Genomic DNA, 24,379 nt, shown 5'->3' with positions numbered 1-24,379 from the left:
GTGGGATTTTTCATGGAAATCTTTTTGAAAGTGCTGCTCGTTGTGTTCTCGATTGCTGTTATTGCGGTTGTGTTACTGCAAAAGGGGAAAAGCGCAGGTTTGTCCGGTGCCATCTCTGGCGGTGCTGAGCATCTGTTCGGCAAGACCAAAGCTCGCGGTATGGATTTGATTTTACAACGCGTAACTGCTGTTTTGGGTGCATGTTTTATGATCGTTTCCGTTTTGGTTGCATTTTTCGCAAAATAAGATAAATATACACCTTAAGCCTTCGTTTCACGGGAAACGGGGGCTTTTTTGGATTTTGGACAGGCAGGGATGCCGTCGATTAAATTCGTGTATACTAGGGTATGAGTATATAAAGAGCCTTGTATCAGGAACAAGGAACAGCGGATTTATTACTGAAAATTAAAGGTCACCCGAGGTGGACAAAATTATGATAACAGAGCAACAACTACTTGATTTCATGCGCGAGACCGCATACAAGCCTATGACATACCAGGAGCTGGAGCAACATTTTGACATTAAGGATGCAGAAGAGTTTCGTGAATTTCTTAAGCTCTTGAACGCATTGGAGGAAGACGGGAAAATTCTGCTGACCCGCACGAACCGTTATGGTGTTCCAGAACGGATGGATTTGCAGCGCGGGCGTTTGCAGGCCCATGCCAAGGGCTTTGCTTTTTTGATTCCAGAGGACCGGGAGCACCCGGATGTATACATTCATGCTAACGACTTAAAGAGCGCGATGAATGGAGATACAGTGCTGGTAAGAGTGACGTCAAAGGGACCTGCGGGTGGCCGATTAGAAGGCGAAGTTGTGCGGATTGTGAAGCGCGCAGTGCTTCAGGTAGTCGGTGTGTTTCAGAGCCACGAAGCATACGGTTTTGTTTTGCCGGATGATAAACGTATTAACCGGGACATTTTCATTCCTAAGGACAGCTTTAACGGAGCTGTAAACGGACAAAAGGTCGTCGTGCGTATTGTGAGCTATCCGGAAGGACGTGCAGCAGCAGAAGGCGAAGTGCTGGAGGTGCTGGGTCATAAGGATGATCCGGGCGTCGACATCTTGTCCGTTATTCGCAAGCATCAGCTCCCAGAAGCTTTTCCGGATGAAGTGATGGCGGAAGCGGATCAGGCTCCTGATGCGATTACGGAAGAAGAGATTATACGTCAGGGACGGCGTGATTTGCGCGATAAGGTCATTGTCACCATTGACGGGGAGGATGCCAAAGACCTCGATGATGCGGTTAATGTAGAGCGTTTGCCGAACGGAAACTACCGTCTGGGCGTTCATATTGCTGACGTAGGGTATTATGTGCGTGAGAACTCCAAGCTGGATCTGGAGGCATATAACCGCGGTTGTAGTGTGTATTTGGTTGACCGCGTCATTCCGATGCTTCCACATCGACTTTCAAACGGAATTTGTTCATTGAATCCTCAGGTGGATCGACTGACTTTATCCTGTGAGATGGAATTCAATGAGCATATGAAGGTCGTAAAGCATGATATTTTCACCAGCGTGATTAAAACGAAGGAACGGATGACCTATACTAACGTTCGCAAAATCCTCGAAGAGGAAGATGCAGAACTAATGGAACGGTACAAGGACCTGGTTGATGTATTCCATACGATGAAGGATCTGGCATTGAAGCTGCGTGCGAATCGGATGCGCCGCGGTGCGGTTGATTTTGATTTTGATGAGGCCAAAGTGATTGTAGACGATGAGGGCAAAGCTGTCGATATTGTGAAGAGGGATCGTACGATAGCCGAACAAATTATCGAAGAGTTTATGCTGGCGGCCAATGAAACGGTAGCCGAACATTTTCACTGGCTCAAGGTACCGTTCTTGTACCGGATTCATGAGGACCCCGACCCAGAGAAGCTGCAAAACTTTATGGCTTTTGCAGCTAATTTTGGTCATCAGATCAAAGGTCGAGGAAATTCCATTCATCCGCGTGCACTGCAAACATTGTTAGAAGACATTGAGGGTACGAAGGAGCAAACGGTGCTTAGCACAATGATGCTGCGTTCGATGAAGCAGGCAAAATATGATGCGGAGTCTACAGGACATTTTGGACTGGCTGCGGAGTATTACTCTCATTTTACATCACCGATTCGTCGTTACCCTGACTTGGTAATTCACCGTGTCATTCGTGAGGTATTGGAGAATGGCGGGGCTTTAACAGATGAGCGTCAGGAATATTTGACTGCACGCATGCCAGATATTGCTCAGCAATCCTCCGAGCGTGAACGTGTGGCTGTGGATGCAGAGCGCGACACAGAGCAAATGAAAAAGGCTGAATACATGCTGGATAAGGTCGGCGAGGAGTTCGAAGGGATCATCAGCAGTGTAACCAGCTTTGGGATGTTCATTGAGCTGGACAACACAGTCGAGGGCTTAACGCGTCTGAGTGCACTTACGGACGACTATTATCATTTTGACGAGCAGCATATGGCGTTAATCGGAGAACGCACCTCTAAGGTATTCCGCATTGGGGATGAGGTTAAGGTTCGCGTCGCGCGTGTGAATATGGAAGATTACACAATTGACTTTGAACTCGTCGATATGAAGCAACGGCAACGTCGTGAACGGACGGGAGGCTCGGGCCAGGGTGGAGATTTTGCACGTGGCGAGGGCCGTGCTAAAGGCAGAGGCCGAGAAGGACGTGACCGTAAGGGCGGTAAGGACAAGGCTGGTAGAGAGCGTAAAGGTGGTCGTGAGGCGGCTGAAAAGCCTAAAGAGGGCGGCAACGGAGGAATCAGCACCACAGGTCGCGCAGGTCGTGGTGGTGGAAACGGTGTCGGTACAGGCTCGCCAGGAAGCTTCGGCTTTGGTAGTGGCAAGGGCGGATACAATTCGCCAGCAACGGGTGCAAGCAAGCGACGGAAGAAGACGTCTGCCAGCGGGATATTCATTGGTGATGCAGCTACCCCAGGTAGTGATGCCAGACCAGGTGGTGAAGGCGCAGCACGTCGCAAGCGGAAAAAAAAGGGCGCTAACGGCGGGAATAGCACCGCTGGGTTTGTGCGGAAAAAGAAAAAGTAGGTTGATATAACTTACTGTTAGGAGATTGGGGCTTCCGAGAGCAGTGAATGAAGCTTACGGATGCTTAGGTATATGAGCGGTTTCTGTCTGTAGTAATGGATAGAAGCCGCTTGGTTTTAGTGTGCTATAAGTGTAATGAGAAATGTAGAAGGCTTGACCTTTCTTGCTTTTACCCTCCGAAATTTGTTACAATATATTTCTAGGTAGCTCTTTGTAGCAGGAATTCTAGATTGAATCTAAGTTATTCATAAGGAGTGGTATTCATGGGTAAGAAGGCAGACGGGAAAGTGCTCGCCCAGAACAAAAAAGCTTCCCATGACTATTTTATTGAAGACACCTACGAGGCGGGCATGGTGTTAACGGGAACAGAGATTAAGTCTCTGCGGAATGGTCGCTCTAATATAAGCGATGCTTTTGCTACGATCCGTAATGGCGAAATTCATATTCACAATATGCATATCAGCCCTTTTGAACAAGGTAATCGTAACAATCCGACTGATCCGACGCGTACGCGTAAGTTGCTGCTGCATAAAGAGCAGATTCGTAAGCTTATTGGTCTCTCGAAACAGGAAGGCTACACCATCGTGCCGCTCAAAATTTATGTTCGCAACGGTTATGCCAAACTGCTGCTTGGACTGGGTAGAGGTAAAAAGCAGTATGACAAGCGAGAAACAGCTGCCAAACGTGATGCACAGCGTGATATCCAACGTGCTCTGCGCGAGAAGCAAAAAATAGCGAGATAAGCAGTTTGCTTACTCTGTATGGTACAAATTACGTGGATAAGTTACTTGTTCCTGTAATGGTGCTATTTTATCGAGCTAGAATGGCTTCAATCCGTTTCGTTATGACATGTAATATGTTATACTAACGAAGTAGTAAGTTTTCAAAGATCTTGGATTTAAACTTGATTCGAGTGTTGGATCTTAGGATTCAGCTTTTGATATTATGCACTTATGCTCCGGTATTTCCTGATTTATCCGTGGAGCCCTTTATAATAAGGGGGCGTTTATGGATTCGACGGGGATAGTTCGAGCATGGGTAGCGGGTAGTGGGGACGCGTCCACTTCATCAACGCTAAAGCCTATTAAACGGCAAACAACAAAACAACTACGCTTTCGCAGCTTAATAACCTGTGAGCGTGCTCCTCTCCTGCATCGCCCATGTGCCGGATGTAGGGGCTAACCTATAGTGGGATACGCTGCCACATCTCCGCCTGGGGTGTGCTGAAGAAGACAATCAGGCTGACCCAACGTATAGCCGGTTACGGGGCGATACTCGGGTGACATCAAAACTGTGACTACACCCGTAGAAGCTTATGTGTCGTTATCTTCGGACAGGGGTTCGACTCCCCTCGCCTCCATCGATCAAATCCACACCAGAAAAAGGTGTGGATTTTTTAATATGCAGTTACGTCTTTTTTTAGTCTCTGCAAGTGGGTGTCTTGGATTGATTTTAGCTCTTATTGTTTGTTGCTATAACACTTATAATTGAATGTAGTAACGAAATGTAAAGAATTCATTAAAGCGATTTATTTTTTATTGAGTTGTTTACATATAAAATCCTCTAAATTCGCTAGTATACTTCATTTAAATATATCATTCAAAAAAACTTTAATATTTTTACCCGATTAAGGAGATTACTTATGATCAACTTCCAAGATAAAGTAAGTTTCATTTGGTCAATCGCAGAGATCTTGCGTGGACCGTATAAACCAGAGGACTACGGTAAAATTGTTTTACCATTAGCAGTATTACGCCGTTTTGACTGCGTACTAGAAAGCACAAAAGAGGAAGTATTAGCGAAAGCAGAACAATTTGCTACCATGTCTGAAGAAGCCCGTGAGCCGATTTTAAATCGTGTATCGAGGCAAAACTTCCACAACACAAGTAAATATGATTTTAATAAGTTATTAACGGACTCAGATAACATCGCTGATAACTTACGTGACTATATTAACGGTTTTTCAAAGATTGCTTGTGATATTATGGAGCACTTCGACTTTGACCGTCAAATTGATAAGTTAGATCAAAATAACTTATTGTACTTGACGATTAAACGTTTCAGTGAAATTGATTTACACCCAGAAACAGTTTCGAACATTGAAATGGGATATGTATTTGAGGAGTTAATTCGTCGTTTCAATGAGAATGCAGAAGCAGGGGATCACTACACACCACGTGAAGTCATTCGCCTGATGACGCATTTATTATTCCTACATGACGATGCGAGCATTTTAACGAAGCCAGGTTTAACACAAACGTTATATGACTGTGCAGCTGGTACTGGGGGCATGGGTTCTGTAGCACAAGAATATTTACTTAGCCAAAACCCAACAGCACATTTAGAATTTTTTGGCCAAGAAATAAATCCTGAATCATATGCCATTTGTAAAGCAGACTTACTGATCAAAGGTGAGGATGCACGCAATATTCGTTTAGGAAACACTTTATCCAACGACCAATTTCCACATGATAAATTTGATTACTTAATCACCAATCCACCATACGGAGTTGACTGGAAATCATATGAGAAGCCAATTAAAGATGAGCATGATAAGTTAGGTTTTGATGGTCGTTTCGGCCCAGGTACTCCTCGTACAAGTGACGGTCAGTTATTATTCTTGTTGCACTTATTGTCAAAAATGAAACCATTAACAGCAGAAAATCCACAAGGCTCTCGTTTGGCAATTATCATGAACGGTTCACCTTTGTTTACAGGGGATGCAGGTTCTGGAGAAAGTGAAATTCGTAAATATGTACTTGAGAATGACTTAGTAGAAGGTATCGTCGCATTACCAAACGATTTATTCTACAACACAGGTATTGCAACGTATATTTGGATCTTAACGAACAATAAAGCACCACTTCATAAAGGTAAAGTCCGTTTAGTCAATGCAGTAGATTTCTCGAAAAAGATGAAAAAGAGCATGGGCAGCAAGCGTAACGAAATTACGGAAGAACAAATTGACGAAATCATTCGTTTATATGGTGATGCACAACCAAATGAATACGTAAAAATCTTTGATAATGAAGGCTTTGGCTTCGCAAAAATTACGGTTGAGCGCCCGTTACGTTTAAACTTCCAAGTAAATGAAGAACGCCTTGCATGTGTTGTAGAAGAAAAAGGTTTTGCCGACTTAGCGACATCGAAGAAAAAAGGCGATGCAGGTCATTTTGAAATTGAGGAAGGTAAAAAGCTTCAATCACAAATTTTATATGTTTTACGTACGTTAGCAAGCGATAAAGTATATAAAAATCGTGATGAGTTCAATAAAGTACTAAAAGATGCATTGAAACAAGCAGGTATTACAATTGGTGCGCCTATATTAAAAGCGATTTTAGTGGGGCTGTCTGAAAAAGACGAAACTGCTGATGTATGTATGAAAAATAAAACAGACATTGAGCCAGATACAGATTTACGTGATACAGAAAATGTACCGTTAAAAGAAAGTATGTATGACTATTTCACCCGTGAAGTACTGCCACATGTACCAGATGCATGGATTGATGAAACGAAAACTAAAATCGGATATGAAATCCCATTTACTCGTCAGTTCTACAAATACACAGCATTACGTAGCTCAGCAGAAATTATGGACGAGATCCGTGCATTGGAAGTGGAGATTGCGGAGCAGTGGAAGAAGGTGATGGATAAATGACATATCCATTAGTAAGGCTAAAATTTATAGCAAAAGAAAAGTTAATGTATGGTGCTAATGAATCAGCAGAGCTGGATGATAGAGATTTGCCACGATATATTCGAATAACAGACTTAGACGCTGCGGGTAAGTTAAAAGAAGAAACTTTCAAGTCACTAGAATGGGAAAAAGCTAAACCTTATTTATTAGAAAAGGGTGATATTTTATTCGCTCGTAGTGGAGCGACAGTTGGAAAAGCTTATATTCATGAATCTGATGAACCAGCCTGTTATGCAGGTTACTTAATTAAATTGAAGGTTGATTTAAAGAAGTGTCTACCAAAGTTTATATTTTATTATACTCAGACAAATAAGTATTCATCCTGGATTACAGAAAATACGATCCAAGCTACCATTCAAAATGTTAGTGCAGAAAAGTATGCAAATTTATTAGTCCCTTTACCTGCATTAAATATACAAAAAACAATCATAAGCTATTTAGAAAAACGAGTTGCGAGTTTAGATGAACTTATCAGCAAAAAGACACTTTATATAACTATATTAGAACAACAACGCCAATCAATCATCACAGAAGCTGTTACAAAGGGTTTAAATTCGAATGTGAAAATGAAAGATTCAGGTGTTGAGTGGATTAGTGAGATTCCTGAGCATTGGTTATTTTCTCGATTAGATTTTATCTCTCGCGTAAAAGCAAGATTAGGTTGGAAGGGTTTAAAGGCAGAAGAATATGTAGAGGATGGTTATGTATTTTTAGCTACGCCAAATTTAAAAGAACGAGAAATTGATTTTACAAATGTTAATTTTATTACGGAAGAAAGATACTTAGAATCTCCAGAGATAATGTTAGAAGTAGGAGATGTGCTTTTAGCAAAGGATGGGAGCACATTGGGGATTGTTAATGTAATACGTAGTCTTCCTAAAAAGGCTACAGTGAATAGCTCTATAGCTGTTCTAAGACCTAATGAAAAAATAGATAGTGTTTATTTTTACTATTATTTAAAATCAACATATATTCAAGATGTAATTAATCAAATCAAAGATGGTATGGGTGTGCCACATCTATTCCAAGCTGATATAAAGAAATTTAAGGTCCTTTTACCGCCAATTGAGGAACAAATAGTTATTGCCAAATATATAGATGATGAAACATTAAAGTTAGAGAAATTGATGGATAAGGTCAAAAAGCAAAGTGAAGCTTTAAAAGAATACCGCCAATCCCTAATCTACGAAGCAGTAACGGGCAAAATTGATGTGCGTGATATGGAACTTGATGAAGTGAGGTGAGTTGCGATGGCAGTGGATACTTCGGAAAAAGGCTTTGAAACAAATATTGAAGCGGCGTTAATTGCGAATGGCTATAACAAGCGTGTGCTAGAAGGAGAAGCAACTACTTCTTTCAAACAGCATGCCATTGACGTAGAAGAGCTATTTGCATTTTTAGAAGATACACAGAAAAAACGTATGCGCACACTTGAGAAATCGTACGGTCCTTCTTATAAAGAAGAAGTATTAAAACGTATTAAAGACCAGCTACATCGTCAAGGTATAGTTGAATGTTTGCGCAAAGGAGTTAAAGATCGTGGTGTGACGTTACAGCTTGCTTATAATAAGCCGCCTACGGATATGAATAAGACATTGAATGAGCAATATGCGAGAAATCGTTTTAACGTTGCTCGCCAAGTGTATTATAGCGATAAGCATAACAATAGCTTAGACATGGTGCTGTTTCTAAATGGTTTACCGCTTATTGTCATGGAGTTAAAAAACCCGCTTACCAATCAAACGGTTGAGCATGCGATGAAACAGTTAAAGTTTGATCGCGACCCACGTGAGCAATTGTTTAAATTTAACGAACGTGTAGTTGTTTACTTTGCAGTAGATCCAGACGAAGTATTTATGACAACGGAGCTTAAAAAAGGGAAAACATACTTCTTACCATTTAATAAAGGTAATAATGGTGGAAAAGGAAATCCTTTAGTATATGATGATTATCGTACGCATTATTTATGGGATGAGATTTTGGCACCGGATAGCTTGCTCGATATTTTATATCGTTTCATTTTTATTAAGAAAGATGGCATTAAAGATTCAAATGGTGACACGATTGGGGAGCGTCAAATGCTGATTTTCCCCCGTTTCCACCAGTTGGATGTTGTACGTAAATTAGAAGCTGATGTTACACAAAAGCTTATCGGTCATAACTATTTAATTCAGCATTCTGCAGGCTCTGGAAAAACGAACTCGATTTCGTGGTTAGCGCATCGTTTAGCGAAGTTGCATGATGAAGATAATAATCCGATTTTCAGTAGTGTTATCGTCATTACGGACCGTCGAGTGTTAGATAAGCAGTTGCAAGATGCTGTGTATCAGTTAGAACATAAGGCCGGGATGGTAGAACGAATTAGTCAAGATTCAGACCAATTAGCACGTGCTATTAATAATGAGACACGCATCGTCATTACAACGCTGCAGAAGTTCCCGTACATTTTAGAGAAAGTTGCTGGCCTAGAACGTAAAAAGTATGCGGTAATCATCGATGAAGCGCACTCATCTCAAGGTGGTAAAGCTTCGACTGCGTTAACAAACGTATTATCGGACAAAACGTTAGAAGCCGCTTATGAGGAGGACCGTCTTGCTGAGGAAAACTTAGATGATGTCGATGAGAAAATTGTCGAGACAATTGTAAAAAGTGGTAAGCAGGATAACGTTTCGTTCTTTGCGTTTACAGCAACACCTAAACCAAAAACATTAGAAAAGTTCGGTACAGTTGGGGCAGATGGCAAGCCACGTGCATTCCATCAATACACAATGCGACAGGCTATTGAAGAAGGTTTTATTTTGGATGTGTTAGAAAACTACACAACTTATAAAACGTTCTGGAAAATTGCAAAGACGGTTGAGGATGATCCAGAGGTATCGAAAAAACAAGCGACGAAAAAGCTTGCACAATATGTGTCGCTGCATCCTCATAGCATTGCTCAAAAAACAGAGATTATTATTGAGCATTATCGCCATTTCGTAAAGCGTAAAATTGGCGGACGTGCAAAAGCGATGGTTGTCACAGCAAGCCGTTTACACGCAGTCCGTTATAAACTGGCGTTTGACAAGTATATTGAAGAAATGGGTTATGATGATTTAAGAACGGTTGTCGCATTTTCTGGTACTGTTAAAGACGGTGAAATTAGTTACACAGAACCGGACATGAACGGTTTTTCTGAAAGAGAGTTACCCGAAAAATTCAATTCAGATGAGTACAAAGTGCTGCTTGTAGCCGAGAAATATCAAACAGGGTTTGATGAGCCACTGTTGCACACGATGTACGTAGATAAACCATTAAGTGGAATTAAAGCAGTACAAACATTATCTCGTTTAAATCGCACATGTCCTGGTAAGGAAGATACATTTGTATTAGATTTCATTAACGATCCGGAAGAAATCCAAGCATCGTTCCAGCCTTATTATGAATTGACAAGCCTATCTGAAATTACTGACCCGAACATTCTGTATGATATGCAGTCTGAAATTGAGCCGTATCAAGTGTTTACTGAGGAAGAAATACAAAAGGTAAATGAGCTTGAAGTTACGGGCGGTGTGACGAAGTCGACAAAGGCCCAAACACAACTAAATGCTGTTTTGGATAAAGGTGTAGAACGCTACAAAAAACTTTCGGTAGAAGAACAGCTTGTATTTAAACAAGTTGCAACAAAATTTACACGTACATACGGCTTTGTGCTGCAAGTTGTAACGTTTATCGATTTAGACTTACACAAGCTGTATATTTACTTAACTTATTTGCTACGCAAGTTACCACGTGGCGCTGGTGATAAAGATGTTTACATAGCGGATGATGTGGCACTTGAATACTACCGTAATCAAAAAGCATTCGAAGGCAGCATTGTACTTGAGAAAACGGGTGGATATGACTTAGAGCCACAGAAGCATGGTGCAGGTGGTGTACCTGAAGATGAGAAAGTACGCCTGTCGAGTGTTTTAGATAAGTTAAATGAGAGATTTGGTACGGAATTCACTGAAACGGACTACTTGTCACGTGAACAAGTGAAAGAGGATATGTTAAATAGTGAAGACATTCGTCAAAAAGCATTAAACAACACAAAAGAAAATTTCAAATTTGCTTTCGAAAAATCATTTATGGATTTTGTCATCGATCGTATGGGCAGCAATCAGGAATTTTTTATGAAAATACTGGAGAACGAAGAGTTTAAGACTGTCATTATGGAAGATATGATGAATGAGGTTTATGGGGAAGTGAATAGTTAATAAATTCGACCAGTGCTGAATTGTAGCGCCAACTTTGTGAACTGTAACTCATAAGAGAGTCACTTTTACGAATTATCCAAATAAGCTATAAAGCAATTACTGTTTGATGTACAATAATTTGTTCCTCTCCTGGCATTTACGATATGCAAAAAATTTACTAAATCTTTTTAAAAGCATATATTATTCCCAAAGAGCACTACTCATATCGCAAAGACGTTAGATACCCTCTTTGGAAAATCTACATACATTCGGTGCGTCCGTATACCAATCGCATTCGTATCTTGGTCAGCAAAAATATTGCTTTTTTAGGATGCTGCTACGTTCGGCTTAAATATGAAGGGATTTCCTTAGGGAAGTTAGGAGGCTGTACGCTACCTCCTAGAACTTTCTCAGCATCAACCGTCGGAGAAATACAGTTTTGAACAGCTAATGATTCGCCGCTTTACCCCCTCTCTTTTATTTCGCTCTATATGATGATACGGAGACCTTAGAATCACCCTCACTCTGGGCAACTATTCCGAACAGTCTCAACAAGACTCGTCCGCGAATTGTGGATTGAAGACCACGGTTCGCTTCCATTTGAGTAAGACAAGAAAGCCATCAGCCAGTGTTTCTGGTTGGTGGCTTTTTATTATCATTTATTGAAATCAGTCATTAATCAAGCGATTCCACGCTACAATATCCACTTTTTTTACATGCGGATACACCCCATATTTTCTAAGAAGCCTTATGGAACTCTCTCATGCACAAGGTACTTCTCGATAGTATCGACGTCCTCTTCAACAATATGCTTTGAAGCAAGGCAATAATACTTGTCTTCAATAAGTTCACTCTTTTGGGTTAGGGTAGAACCAATGTGAATGTGATTCGCTATTTTAATATCTCTGATCTTTTAGGGGCAAGACGGTTTTGGGGAGCTTCATGCATTCATTCGTTAGCCATGTTAATTCAAAATAACAGAATGGATGGGTCTTTCTGTAAACAAAATCTTTATTCTATCCGATACATACATAAGAATGGTTTGCTGTTAAAAATAACCTCTTAAACTTATGCTTGAATGTTGTGGTAGCTACGAACACATGTAAACACAAGGTAGTTGGCGAACATGCCTTGTGCCGCTGGAAAGGAGATATGAAAGCATTTGGACCTACTTCAAAACGGAATAGGATATGAAAGTCTGCGCTTATACGGTCCCTTTCAACCTCAGCATATGGAACAATTGCGAATTACCAGGGCTGTTAACGATCATGCATACCTGTATGTGAGCGGCATGCTGTCGGAAGAACAGGGAGCCGCCTGTGTTGGACAGGACATGGAGCAGGAACCGATTGTCATACGTCAGTTGGATGAGCAAGGACAGTCGATCAGAAGATTGTTTCACGGGCTGGTTACACGCATGTCCGTACACTGTATACGGGGAGTATACACCTTTGAACTGGAGGCGGCCTCGCATTCCTATCAAATGGATATCAAGAAGAAAAGGCGCTCCTATCAGGATATTCACCGTACTTATGATGATCTGGTCACTACAATGGTTCGGAAGTACATGTATGGAGATGCCATTGATACGGTGACCAATTATGCTAAATTAGGTACTTTTGTTTTACAATATGAAGAAACCGACTGGGCCTTTTTAAAGCGTCTTGTCTCTCGCTTTGGTTCGGTACTTATACCGGAGATTACGGCTGCATCACCTAAGATTTTCTTTGGGATGCCAGAAGGCAAGCAGTATAAGGTGGAGCGAGATGTATTTTATAGAGTACGGAAAACATTCCATGATTTAGATAGAGGGAACCTGGGGGAACGTGCTGGTGTGTATGTCACCTATACGATTGAAAATCTGCAATACTATGCACTGGGAGACTTGATTACGTTACCCATCGGACAAGGCAAAGAACTGGTTGTTGTTCGGGCAGTGACAGAGTTAAAGGACGGTTTACTTCAAACTCGTTATGATCTCCAAGCTGAACAGGATGTTCAGTATGCTCGGTATGAAAACGATCAAGCTATCGGGATTTCACTCACGGGAACGGTGCTAAAGGTACAACAGGAATTCGTACAACTTCAACTGGAAATTGATCCGAAGCAAGACCCAGCTAAAGCCTGCTGGTTTCCCGTAGCTACCCGTTATGTCGCGGAAGAACATAGTGGCTGGTACGACATGCCTGAAGTTGGGGAACAAGTGGAACTGTATCTGCCTACACACCGTGAACAGGAAGCGTATGTGGCAGATTCCTTGCGACAATATCGCCACGCCAATGGACAGCCAGATGTGAAGGCATGGAAACACGTACAAGGTAGCGGTATAGAAATGTCTGAGCAGGAACTGATCCTGTCCACTTCCGATGGGCTTTCGATTACACTGCATGATGATACAGGCATCACCGTAAACAGTCTGGGGGATGTACAGATTCAGGGCGGTCATGTAAAGCTGGATGCAGGTCAGGAACTATCACTGGAAGCTGGAACCGCACTATATTTAAAAGGTGGAGCCAGCACTATGGTGCTAGATGGTGAGATGGACACCAAAGCGCCAGTGATTAATCAGGAAGGTACGGTAAAAGCTCCAGTTTTCGTAGCTGACCTTCCTCCTGTACCCGAGCCGCCATTGATGAATATTAAGGCGTATGAGGCCGCGCAATCTGCCGTAGCCAACGCTTCTTCCAGTAGTGCGACTTCTGCTCCTACGGCAAAGGTTACAAGTCCAGCGGCGCTTCAACAGACCAATGCTTTACTGGGTACAGTATCCAAGCTATTAGGTTCCATTCCAGCAATCGGGAAAGTAGCCAATGTGATGTTGAATACATCGGGTGGACTAGCAGGTAAAGTGGCGGCAACGGTTTTACAAGTATCCGCAGCAATCCCTATCCGAAGCAAAGGAACGCCTACCTTGGGAGCGTCTAAAGAAGCACGCATACATCCGTTAAAACATTGGGCAGGTTTGGCGCTTCAAGGATTGATTACTCAGTATGAGCATGAGCAAGCGAAACAAGCCTATTATAGCAAGTGGATTTTAGGCAAAGTATATACGAGTGCACGTCATGTAGCGCATTCCGGTGGTCCCCTAGAGCTCGTTCAAAACTTGCTGAAAGAATCGAACACTATAGTTCATGCTTATCAGCAAATTCCCACCGAGTTGAGACAACGCTGGAGGGCGAACTACGACAGTTACATGGCTCAACAGCCGCAGCCGAAGCAAGAGGAAGAATCTCAGTCCTGGTGGGATCTTATGGCGGCAGTCCAGCTCCAGAATGCGGAAAATGAAGCCATTATGGCGAAGCAGATGGCGAATGAGTTGGAGTATGCCGCAGATGTGGGTGGAGAAGTTGTACTAGGAGCAGCAGCAGCGGTTGTAGAAGATTATTCGTTCGGATTAATGAATAAGGAATATACCTCAGATCATCCGATGGCGCGTAAAACAGGTGAAGTGATCGGACATTCTTTAACAACTGTAGCTGGAGCTGTAGAAACGGTTGGTGCTGTGACGGAAGGATTCTTAGGTGGTTTGGTAACAGCTTCAGGAGTAGGGGCACCTGTAGGCGTCCTGGCTATGGCACAATCTGCCCTTTTGGGAGCACATGGGACAGCGGTAACGTATACCGGAGCATCCAATAGTGTGGAAAGTGCTAAGGATCTTTATCGAATGTCTAAAAGCGAGGGTCCAAATAGTTCAACGCCGTCTAAACCTTCTGGCGGAAAGTCAAGCAAGAACGAAGGAACACCTGGCTCACAGAAGCCGAGCAAACCAAACGAGAAGCCGCCCGGAACTAAGGGGACTGGTGACGTTGTTAGTAATATTAAACTGACAGAACCTTCATTGCCAAAGGGTAGTAAACCTAAAGGTAATTATGGAGCAGGAGATTCACATGGAATAAAGAAACAAAATGAAACAGCCGATTTCTTGGCTGACAAAGGTTATGACATTAAGATGTTGGATGAAATTGATGGTGGAAATGGCTATGGAATTAAAGAAGGATCGAATCCAGATTTTTTAATCGAAGGAAAAGTATTTGATTGTTATGCGCCTAAGCCAGATGGTAAGGTACAAAGTATAATAAAAGAAATAGCAGGAAAGACAAAAAATCAATCTGGAAGGATTGTTCTCAACTTAGACAACTTCCCAGATGAAAAAATTTCAGAAATTACTGGAACAATTTTAAGAAAAGCAAATCCGAATGGTGATTTAAAAAGACTTGAAGAATTAATTAGTGTTAAAGATGGCACAATTACAAAAGTATTTGGAGGAGAGAAGTAAGATGGACTGTGAATTACTTTTAGTTTCAAATTTGGGACCTGAAGCATTAAAGAGAACAATTTATAACATAGTAAGCGAGACAGTTAAAGATAAAGTAACTAATTACGAAAACTTTTCTCGTCTTAGCTGTAGATATTTCACAATTGATATTGAAACAGAAGATATTACTAGCATTGATTTTTTAAGAGATGAATACGACATGGAAATAAATACAGAAATTAGTGTTCAATTGTTTGGGAAAACATTTTATGAAGGACTAGAGGTCTTATTTCAAACTATTGGGAAGATTTTAAAGAGCTTCAATCCTGATATGGTGTTTTTGGAAAATGGTACAGATCAACTATTTAGAAAAGAAGGTGATACTGTAATTGTAAACACAAATTTAGACCAGTATCAAAAGAATTATCTATCTATTAGAATAATTGATTCGCTAGAATATCCATATATTGAAAAGGATTTATCTAACTAAAATAGATCTTATAATGTCGGTTCAGGAAATTATCAATGAGCCTAATAAAGGTATAGCCAATTATGGATTTCATTCCCACGAAGAGTTTAAAAAGTATATAGCTAAACAAAAGTATCCGAGTGAAAATGTATTTTGTGACATTAAAAGATATAGATTATAAAACATTGATTATTTCAGAGGGAACAAGCAGGCTTGTTGATTTAAAACATGGTTTATATATGCTTGATAGAGAGTATGATATCTTCATTTACAGAGACAGAATTATGTTTGAAAACATTGATAAATTGTTACAAGAAGAAGATTTTATTAAATTCAAATCTGAGCGCTCTGGACTTAATCCTAGTAATCTAGAAAAATCAATTTATTCTAAGTCATCGCCCCAAAAATCCTGGCATCACAGTGCGTCGAATTGAGGATTTACCGTGCCACGGTTCTCCTCCATTTGGAAAACCCGCACTATGAGCAGTTTTTGCTTTTTAGTAGGTTCGAATCCGGACCAAGTATAATTTTAACTCAACAAACTCCGATCATCCAACCACTTAGTAAAATCGTTTTTATTATAGTGACAGCCTTTCCAAGTCATGATACCTGCTTTCATTCTGAGCAAGGATGGATTCAATTCGATCCATAGTCCGTTCCGATCAATCCTCTTCTCTATATTGATTTAAGAAATACACATTGAAAATAACGCATGCTATGGTTCTTTCTGTAAACAAAATATCTATTCTGGCCGATACATACATAAGATGGGTTATTGTTAAATATGCCCTTTTGCTTTTATATTTTGAATTAAATACTCATCTTTTTTAAGAAGAAGGGACTAACCCTATGAATTATATGGACGAGCATATTTTAAGCCTTAAAAATAAGCTTAATTATGATGTTGCATCTAATAACGTAAATACGAGTCATTCTCAAACTGTTATTTCCGAACAGGATCACTCCGTTTCTGAGAAAAATTTGGCGTTACGGTTAGGTGATGAGCTCATTCCGCTGGAATTAAGGGTGATTTTGGACGGGGAAATTGAGGTTAGCGTGCCGAAATCCTTTAGCTTGATGCCACTGGAGCAGGCCAAATTTAAATATCCTTCGGTGCATCGTCCAGAGGTCATTTATACCTCGGAGGATGGAACGGTGAATATCACCTTTAATCGGACAGAATCCACTTTGGCAGATGAGGAGCTTCCTGAGTTTGTGGAGCAAATGGCGGACGTTTTGCGATCTGTACAACCAATCCGTAACTGGCTGGGCACTCAAGTGATCGCAAATCATGCCGGGCTGTCCATTGGGTTGATCCGTTTTGTTGCTGCAGGCGTGGATACGAATTTGTACAACGAAATCCTGCTGTTCACCCATGCAGGACAGGTGATGATGGGGACGTTTAACTGTATGGAATCGGACATGGAGGCATGGCTGCCTGTAGCGGAAAATACAGTACATTCGCTCCATGCAGTTTCATTGCCCTTACAATCTTCACTTGAGAAAGGAGCGGATTTGCTATGAGTTTGGGCTACGATAATATCCAAATCCAGCCTTACGAGCTGGTTGAGCTGGAGCAGCTTACCCTCGCGAAGAAAATCAACGAGCATACTCGGCTCTATTTTACAGGAATCATCCCGGAAGAAATGCAGGACAGCTATGTGGAAACGACGGAAAAGAACACGGTTATTGAGGTAAGCCAGCGCAATGAATCGGGTGAAAGTAAGCCGCTATTCAGCGGGATTGCGCTATCGGTCGAAGTGAAGGTTGTAAGGGATGTGTATTATCTAGAGGTAGAGGCCATTTCCCATACTTATCGGATGGATATTCAGCAACGCACCCGTTCTTTTCAATATACAAAAATGACAATTCCTCAGATGCTGGAGCAGATTGGTAAGGATTATGAGGGGTTGGATGTGATTGATGGAGCGACCGGTGGAGAGCCTATCGGACGGATTGCCATCCAGTATCAGGAGACGGATTGGGCTTTTTTAAGACGCATGGCTTCCCGCTATCATACGAGCCTGATGCCTGTGTCCCGTTTTGACAGTCCCAAATTTTATTTTGGCATTGAAGACAGCCCTGCACAGGCAGTACTGGATCATACCCGTTATACGGTACGCAAGCAGATGCTCCCTTTCCGCTATTTTCAGGAGAATGAGCAGGCAAAGGTGAACGAAAATGATTTTAATTTTTTATGAGGTGGAAACAGACGAGGTGCTGGACTTGGGCGCTCAGTTGACCTTTCAGGGACACAGTTTGTATGTCATTGAGGCTTATACGGAGATGAGGCAGGGGCTGTTGCGGCATCAATATGTACTTGCCTCGTACAAAGGCTTACGGCAGAAAGGCTACTATCAGGAAAAGCTGGCGGGCGCTTCATTAGGCGGAGTAGTCGTGGATGTGCGTCAGGATCAGGTACGTATCCATCTGGATTGCGACGAGAAGCAGGCGGTCGATCAGGCGCATTGGTTCAATTATTCGACGGTATATAGCGGCGGGGGACATACAGGCTGGTACGTAATGCCGGAAAAAGGGGACCCGGTTTCACTTTATTTTCCGGGCAGCCGTGAAGAAGATGGTGTAGCAGGCAGTGCAGTCCGACGTGCAGACAGAGGGAGCGGACATAACAAGCTTTCCAATCCGCAGATGAAAATATGGCGAACACCTCATGGAAAAGAAATTCGTTTGGGACCGGATGAACTGGTCGTGACGGGTAAGGATGGTGCTATTTTTATCAAGCTGGACGACAAGGAAGGCATTCATATTGTGAGCAATAAACAGGTAAGTATCTCGGCGGGTGGTAATCTGAGCTTGTCGGCAGGGAAAACGATGAATTTGTCGGCAGGCAGCGAGCTGCGTATGGATTGCAATGGCAGTCATATTCAATTGAGTGGATCAGCGGACATGAAGGGCAGTGAAGTAAAATCGAATTAGGCTATAGGGCAGCGGGTGAATGGCGTCAGCCTGAAGATATGAATTTATGAAGAGCTTTAGGTGGTGGTTAGGTACAAATGGAAAAGTCTATTGATGAGTTAGAACCGCAATGGCATGCCATTTTGAATCAGGCGTGGCTTCTCATCCGCAGAGACTGGGCGCTGAAGTTCAATGTGACGCAGGAGCAGCGGGTTCAGGCTTGTGTCGAAGAGTTCCGAGGATATTGCCAGCACATTCGGCGAGAGCAGCTTCAAGGAAGAAAGGGAAGGATCGGTTATATCATGTACTCTATGCTACGTACCACATGGCTGGAAGAGCGACCTGCTTATCTCGTAGAGGCTTCCGATGCTTTATGGATGCTTGATCCACAGCCGATCCATTTTGAATGGAACACAAGCTGGGCATATTCCTACTGGACCGATTTGCAGCAGCAATTGCGAAGGGAGGTAGAGCAGCAGCAAGTTTCTCTATCAGAGCTTGAATGGGAGCAGGTTATGTTGGAAGCAGCGGTACACATTCATGCGCTCGTTGTGAATGTGGTGCGCTTGGCAATGAAACAGGCTGTGTGCTTACCGGAGTTTCAAGAGATGGAGCGAGAAGAGACGTTCGAGATTCGTGTGGGTGAATATTTGGATCATAGTGTATCGGTGTATCGAGAAGATCACAGAGCCATGGAGGCGAATGAGATTCGGTCGTGGTTGGAGGAAAAAGAAGAACATGCGTACAGCTATCAGGCGTTGACCCAAGTTCATTTGTCGGACGGAGATTATAGTCGGTTGGATTTCCGCTATACGGCTTTTCACCAAATCGAAATGGAACATAGTCGCTTGTATGGCTGTGTCCTGGTAGGAACGGTGTGGCAGGAAAGTCAGTTAAATGGAATCGATTTGACATACAGCTTGCTTCATGGAGCCAATTTTAGCGGATGCTCGATGAAAGGGGCCATATTGGATGTCGTTATGGGTAACGCCGGATATGGATCAGATGCTTCATTGGATTGGGAGCCATTGGGTTTTGCTGGCGTAGATTTCACAGGGGCGAGCTTGCAAGGAGCCCGTTTTCAAGATGCACAGTTGCGGAGTGCCATATTTAAAGAGGCGTTACTACAAAAAGCGTTCTTGGACGGGGCAGACCTCACGGATGCCTGCTTTGTTGGAGCAGATGTGGCAGGTGCATCCTTTAAAGGGGCTTGTTTGATTGGAACCGATTTTACGGGTGCAAACGTACAAGGAGTCATTTTTACCGATGAGCAGCGTAGAGGAGCCATTGGTTTGGAGTGGTCTACACAGGTAAGGGATGATGCTAGCAAAAAGGAGTGGCTGCATTGAGATATTTACGACTGATGATAGACGAGCGGGTAAAACATCAGGTGGAGCCTGCTGCGCTGTCTCCTTTGCAAGTAGAAGATATCCTGACGGAGGCCGAGGGAGAGCAGCAGGATGATCCTCTTTTTTTGGCTGTACATACCGATCCACGAACAGTGTACCCGGATTTTCTGGAATTTCCCCTGCCGCTGGTGTCTGATCGGATGAAAGTATTATTGGAGAAATATATGCCGGGACTGAAATGGAAAGCGGCCATCCTTACCGATTTCCAGCAGGCCAGACAGGAGGTATACTGGGTGCTTCGTCCGCCGATGGTGGACTGTTTGTCCGCACAAACGGAATGGTATCCCAATGGTACGTTGAAGCGTTTGATACTGAGACAGGGGGAGATAGAGCCCCCTGTTTTTCGGATTGAGGGACTGATCGAACCTCATATCTATATCCATTTGGCTGTGGCAGAAAGCCTGCTGCGCCGATCTTTTACAGGCATTCGAGTGCAAAGAGTCGAGATGGAAGCACTAAGGAGGATGGGGTAAGTGGAAGAAGCCCAAGTGAAACCGGGAACGGGCGCAAAAAAAAGCTATGTCGTGGCAGGAGCGATCTTAAGTTGTAGTTATGGCACACAACCTACCCGTTTGAAAAGACCTTTTAGCCATGGTGTCTACGTAAAAAACAAAGCACAAATGAACATTGGAGATTACGTTCCAGGAGTGAACATTCAGTCTTTTGGAAATTGCTCCAGTCCTTTAAATCCGGCTGTACAGGCTAGTGAGATGGTGGACATCTATGGCGTGAAAAAGGCTCCGTGTGTTCCAGTTCTGACCATGCCGTGGCTGAATGGGAAAAGTGATGTGAAGATCGAGGGACAGCCGGCCTTGACACAAAACTGTACCCATCAGTGTCTGTATTGTGGTCATATCCAAATTGAAAATGATGGACAGGAGCTGGATTAAGAGTCTGTTTCAAAGCCGTTGGGTTTTGGATTCGGGACGTGTATACAGTTGAACTGAAGGGTGCTTCGCATTCGTACTAGATGGATATCCAGATGAAGAGACGATCTTATCAGGATATCCATTGACCTACGATGATCTGGTCACTGCGATGGTACAAAAATACCAGTATTACCAGCATGGAGATAGCATTGATATTAGGGGGAGAAGCAACTCAAGGATTCATTTTCTCCTCTCTTTAATAAAGTGTTGACAAGAACAATAAAATATTATATCTTTATATCAAGATAAATCAATTAAAGATAAAACAACAGCAAATTTTGAATAGGGAGGTATACACATGCTTGCGATTTTAGAAAGAATTAACCAGTTGGCAAACAAAGCAAAAGAAGTTGGGTTAACTGAAATTGAAAAAACGGAACAAATGGATCTTCGCAAAGAATACCTTCAAATCTTTCGAGGCTCTATCAAAAGCATACTTTTGAATGCTACGATTTATGATCCGAATGGAGATGATGTTACTCCTGAAAAATTAAGAAAAGAACAGGCGCAAATCGTTAAGCCATGAATTTAATTTTGCCTAATATCTTAAATTAAAAAATCTTTAAATAATAAATATAATATGGAGAGTGATTTTATGTTGGCGAGTGGATTGTTGTTGATACGTTTGGTGGTTGGATTGCTATTCGTGGGGCACGGGGCTCAGAAGCTTTTTGGCTGGTTTGGCGGCTATGGTCCAAAAGGTACCGGTGGTTGGATGGAATCAATCGGGATCAAGCCTGGGGTATTGATGGCTGTGGCCGCTGGATTGATGGAATTGCTGGGAGGGGCTCTATTTACTGTAGGACTGCTCACTCCACTGGCTGCACTGTTGATTACGATGGCGATGCTCGGAGCGATTGTCAAAGTGCATGGTCAAAACGGAATCTGGGCAACCGCTAATGGCTATGAATATCCACTGGTTCTTATTGCTGTCGTAATCGGGATTGCGTTGACAGGTGCAGGTTCATATTCCATTGATGCAATACTTCATTAATACATGAACTTAGATCATTAAAAATTGAACGATAATGGAAAATAAGGATTTCTACGATTTAAAGGAGGGTTTTATATGTCACTTCAAACGACAGGTATCCATCATATTACAGCTTTTGCCGGTAATCCGCAGGCTAATGTCGATTTCTATGCAGGTATTCTTGGACTTCGGTTAGTGAAGAAAACCATCAACTTCGATGCCCCCGAGGTTTACCACTTGTACTTTGGTAACGAGGCAGGAAGCCCCGGAACGATCATTACTTTTTTCCCTGCACCAGGAACTCCCAAAGGGCGCATCGGAGGTGGTCAGGTGGGCATAACCTCGTATGTGGTACCGCCAGGTTCGCTTGATTTTTGGCAGCATCGTTTGCAAAGCTTTGGTATTCAAGTTACGAAAACAAGCCGGTTTAATGAACAATATCTTCAATTCGAGGATAATGAGGGCCTACGTCTTGAGCTTGTTGAACGTGCAGAGGGAGCGAGCAGTACTTGGTCTTACGATGGCATTTCGGCTGATAACGCGATTAAGGGCTTCGGAGGTGCCGTGCTATTTAGTGTCAACCCGCAGAAAACGATGGATGCATTGGAGAGCATACTCGGATTTACGAAAGTCTACGAAGACGCCGAATATGCTCGTTATCAATCTGCTGGAGAAATCGGCAACATTGTGGATGTTCCGCTCGTCAAAATGGGCTTAGGCTTTGGTGGAGCAGGTACGGTACATCACATTGCATGGCGCGCAAAAGATTTCGAGCAACATGAAGAGTGGAGAAGCGCAGTTCAGCATTATGGCTATCAGCCAACTCCAATCATCGACCGCCAATATTTTAATGCAATATATTTCAGAGAAGCGGGCGGCATACTGTTTGAAATTGCTACTGATCCACCGGGATTTGCTAACGATGAGCCTGCTGAATCTTTGGGGCAGAAATTAATGCTGCCAGAGTGGTATGAACCACAGCGGGCTCAGATCGAGGCAAACCTGCATCCTATTGAAGTGAGAACATTAACAGATAAACAAAAGTAAATGAAATGGCTGCTGTTTTGCATCCAGATGAAGTCACGTAAATCCACAATCTCATTCGATTGTGGATTTTTCATTTGATAGGTTACCACCTGAAAATGAAATCCTCCGCAATTAACCTATATTTATGATTTGACTAATCTAATATACGACATTATCTATCCAGGACAGAATCTGCTTCCAGGTATGTGTCTCGTGTGCTACCGTCCTCTTGTTATTCCAACAGCTTTTCAGACTTTACCAGCATTTCTCGTAACACGTGGGCGACTCGGCTTTTCCGGTTCTCTGCTTTCTTTTTTATCACCCGTAATGCTTGCTGGTATGCTGGGTTGTTGTTTTGATAATAAAACTGCTTGGCAGCAATGCGTAATGTCCTTCTCAACAACATAGCCGATGAACGTGTTAACCTAGAACGGAGTCCCCTGCGTAATACGCGCAGCGTATTTTTGTAGGTCTCAAAATCCTCGGATGGAGGAATTAGAGCGAATAAATTTAACGAGGAGTCATTGAACCCGTAAGTTTCATACATGATTCTCAGATTTTCCGTATTTAAAACGTTACCTCTAAGATGGGTTGGATGTTCCTGATGATATCCGACCACCTCTTTGATGCAATAAAAAGGGATTTTTAAGCGATGCAGTCTATAGCCCAAGTCCCAGTCTTCGAGTCCGTACAGCACAAACCGTTCATTGAAACCTCCAATACGAATCAAGTGGTTGCGTCTGATGGCTACACAACGAGTTACTAGCATCATCCAGGGAGCTACGTCCGTTGAGGCAAATTGTTTTTGAGTACTGGGCGGAACCCTGGTGGGGCTAACGACTTTAGACAATGCACCCGTTTGATGCAGGACATCATGAGGGGTGATGATCGGGATAATTTCATTCGCTGTTTCAAAGTCGGGATTCCATAAGCCTGATTGTGTAAGTATGCTCCGACAATGTTCTTTTTCTTCCACAGAAAAGTCAGGGTGATAATGGGTAAATGCATCGTCCCACGAGTGAGGAATGCCTGAAAGCACGGATTTGGGATACTTGCGGTGATAACGACTCACGGTTTTAATGAAATGAGGTAGCACCAAAAAGTCAGCGTCGCAGAAAATGATATATATCCCTTTTGCCTGGCGCAGTCCCAAATTTCGAACGGCAGATCGACCACGTTGTTCCGGGTGTGACACATAGATAAGAGGATAGGATGCTTTGAAGTCTTCAACCATTTCTTTCGTTCCATCTGTAGAGCCGTCATCAGCTACAATCACTTCGAATAGTTGCTTGGAATAGGTTTGCGCTTCAAATGAGGCGAGTGTGAGCAGCAGCTGCTGGGCTCGATTATAGGTTGGAATGATGACGCTGTAGCGGATAGCCAATGTGATCTCCCCCCACCACTTTTATTAGAACACGTTTGAACAAGATAAATAATAACAATGT

At 42.7% G+C, this 24,379-nt stretch carries 17 protein-coding genes, 1 other RNA gene and 1 pseudogene; 18 read left to right on the top strand and 1 reads right to left on the bottom strand.

Annotated elements, in window-relative coordinates; all coding sequences use genetic code 11:
- The first annotated feature begins 12 nt into the window (after nucleotides 1–12).
- From secG to C0638_RS06665, 18 genes and pseudogenes are all read left to right on the top strand, one after another.
- Nucleotides 13–246, top strand: a complete 234-nt coding sequence (secG, locus tag C0638_RS06750; RefSeq protein ID WP_013368823.1) for a preprotein translocase subunit SecG — start codon at nucleotides 13–15, stop codon at nucleotides 244–246.
- A gap of 187 nt (nucleotides 247–433) precedes the next feature.
- The gene (gene rnr / locus C0638_RS06745; protein WP_102163400.1) at nucleotides 434–3,043 is read left to right on the top strand and encodes a ribonuclease R; all 2,610 of its coding nucleotides are present in this window, start codon (nucleotides 434–436) and stop codon (nucleotides 3,041–3,043) included.
- 263 nt (nucleotides 3,044–3,306) lie between these two features.
- Nucleotides 3,307–3,786 carry an SsrA-binding protein SmpB gene (gene smpB / locus C0638_RS06740; protein WP_007428162.1) on the top strand — a complete coding sequence of 160 codons (480 nt, stop codon included), beginning with the start codon at nucleotides 3,307–3,309 and terminating at the stop codon, nucleotides 3,784–3,786.
- Between the two features lie 255 nt (nucleotides 3,787–4,041).
- Nucleotides 4,042–4,406: a transfer-messenger RNA gene (gene ssrA, locus C0638_RS06735) on the top strand.
- Nucleotides 4,407–4,685: 279 nt separating this feature from the next.
- Nucleotides 4,686–6,701 carry a type I restriction-modification system subunit M gene (locus tag C0638_RS06730; protein ID WP_102163398.1) on the top strand — a complete coding sequence of 672 codons (2,016 nt, stop codon included), beginning with the start codon at nucleotides 4,686–4,688 and terminating at the stop codon, nucleotides 6,699–6,701.
- Entirely contained in the window at nucleotides 6,698–7,984 is a 1,287-nt protein-coding gene (locus C0638_RS06725; RefSeq protein WP_102163396.1) for a restriction endonuclease subunit S, read from the top strand. The genes C0638_RS06730 and C0638_RS06725 overlap by 4 nt, the downstream gene beginning before the upstream one ends.
- 6 nt (nucleotides 7,985–7,990) lie before the next feature.
- Complete coding sequence (locus C0638_RS06720; RefSeq protein ID WP_102163393.1) at nucleotides 7,991–10,978, top strand: type I restriction endonuclease subunit R; 2,988 nt, start codon at nucleotides 7,991–7,993, stop codon at nucleotides 10,976–10,978.
- Nucleotides 10,979–12,119: 1,141 nt separating this feature from the next.
- The gene (locus tag C0638_RS06715; RefSeq protein ID WP_102163392.1) at nucleotides 12,120–15,233 is read left to right on the top strand and encodes a CdiA C-terminal domain-containing protein; all 3,114 of its coding nucleotides are present in this window, start codon (nucleotides 12,120–12,122) and stop codon (nucleotides 15,231–15,233) included.
- A 1-nt stretch (nucleotide 15,234) separates the two neighbouring features.
- Entirely contained in the window at nucleotides 15,235–15,702 is a 468-nt protein-coding gene (locus tag C0638_RS06710; RefSeq protein ID WP_102163391.1) for a hypothetical protein, read from the top strand.
- Between the two features lie 134 nt (nucleotides 15,703–15,836).
- Complete coding sequence (locus tag C0638_RS06705; RefSeq protein ID WP_158657696.1) at nucleotides 15,837–16,115, top strand: hypothetical protein; 279 nt, start codon at nucleotides 15,837–15,839, stop codon at nucleotides 16,113–16,115.
- A gap of 415 nt (nucleotides 16,116–16,530) precedes the next feature.
- Nucleotides 16,531–17,205: a hypothetical protein gene (locus C0638_RS06700; RefSeq protein WP_102163389.1), complete on the top strand. Its 675-nt coding sequence runs from the start codon at nucleotides 16,531–16,533 to the stop codon at nucleotides 17,203–17,205.
- A pseudogene (locus tag C0638_RS06695) lies at nucleotides 17,202–18,618 on the top strand (hypothetical protein). Before C0638_RS06700 ends, C0638_RS06695 begins: the two are co-directional and overlap by 4 nt.
- A 77-nt stretch (nucleotides 18,619–18,695) precedes the next feature.
- Nucleotides 18,696–19,946 carry a pentapeptide repeat-containing protein gene (locus C0638_RS06690; RefSeq protein ID WP_058711435.1) on the top strand — a complete coding sequence of 417 codons (1,251 nt, stop codon included), beginning with the start codon at nucleotides 18,696–18,698 and terminating at the stop codon, nucleotides 19,944–19,946.
- A 14-nt stretch (nucleotides 19,947–19,960) separates the two neighbouring features.
- A complete protein-coding gene (locus C0638_RS06685) occupies nucleotides 19,961–20,479 on the top strand; it encodes a hypothetical protein (protein WP_058711450.1) in 519 nt (172 codons plus the stop codon).
- Nucleotides 20,480–20,896 (top strand): DUF4280 domain-containing protein, encoded by a 417-nt coding sequence (locus tag C0638_RS06680; RefSeq protein ID WP_025677132.1) that lies wholly within the window; start codon nucleotides 20,480–20,482, stop codon nucleotides 20,894–20,896. It abuts the gene before it with no gap.
- A 337-nt stretch (nucleotides 20,897–21,233) separates the two neighbouring features.
- A complete protein-coding gene (locus C0638_RS06675) occupies nucleotides 21,234–21,461 on the top strand; it encodes a DUF896 domain-containing protein (protein ID WP_058711434.1) in 228 nt (75 codons plus the stop codon).
- Nucleotides 21,462–21,530: 69 nt separating this feature from the next.
- Nucleotides 21,531–21,929, top strand: coding sequence for a DoxX family protein (locus tag C0638_RS06670; protein WP_013368890.1), 399 nt, complete (start codon nucleotides 21,531–21,533; stop codon nucleotides 21,927–21,929).
- Nucleotides 21,930–22,004: 75 nt separating this feature from the next.
- Nucleotides 22,005–22,955, top strand: coding sequence for a ring-cleaving dioxygenase (locus tag C0638_RS06665; protein ID WP_040102388.1), 951 nt, complete (start codon nucleotides 22,005–22,007; stop codon nucleotides 22,953–22,955).
- A gap of 211 nt (nucleotides 22,956–23,166) precedes the next feature.
- On the opposite strand, the gene C0638_RS06660 is transcribed toward C0638_RS06665, so the two are convergent.
- On the bottom strand, nucleotides 23,167–24,318 hold the full coding sequence (locus tag C0638_RS06660; protein ID WP_040102387.1) for a glycosyltransferase: 1,152 nt from the start codon (nucleotides 24,316–24,318) through the stop codon (nucleotides 23,167–23,169).
- Nucleotides 24,319–24,379: the final 61 nt, after the last annotated feature.

This window comes from Paenibacillus sp. lzh-N1, from assembly GCF_002872435.1.
Classification (GTDB): Bacteria; Bacillota; Bacilli; order Paenibacillales; family Paenibacillaceae; genus Paenibacillus; species Paenibacillus polymyxa_C.
This window is presented reverse-complemented; position numbering and strand designations above follow the sequence as displayed.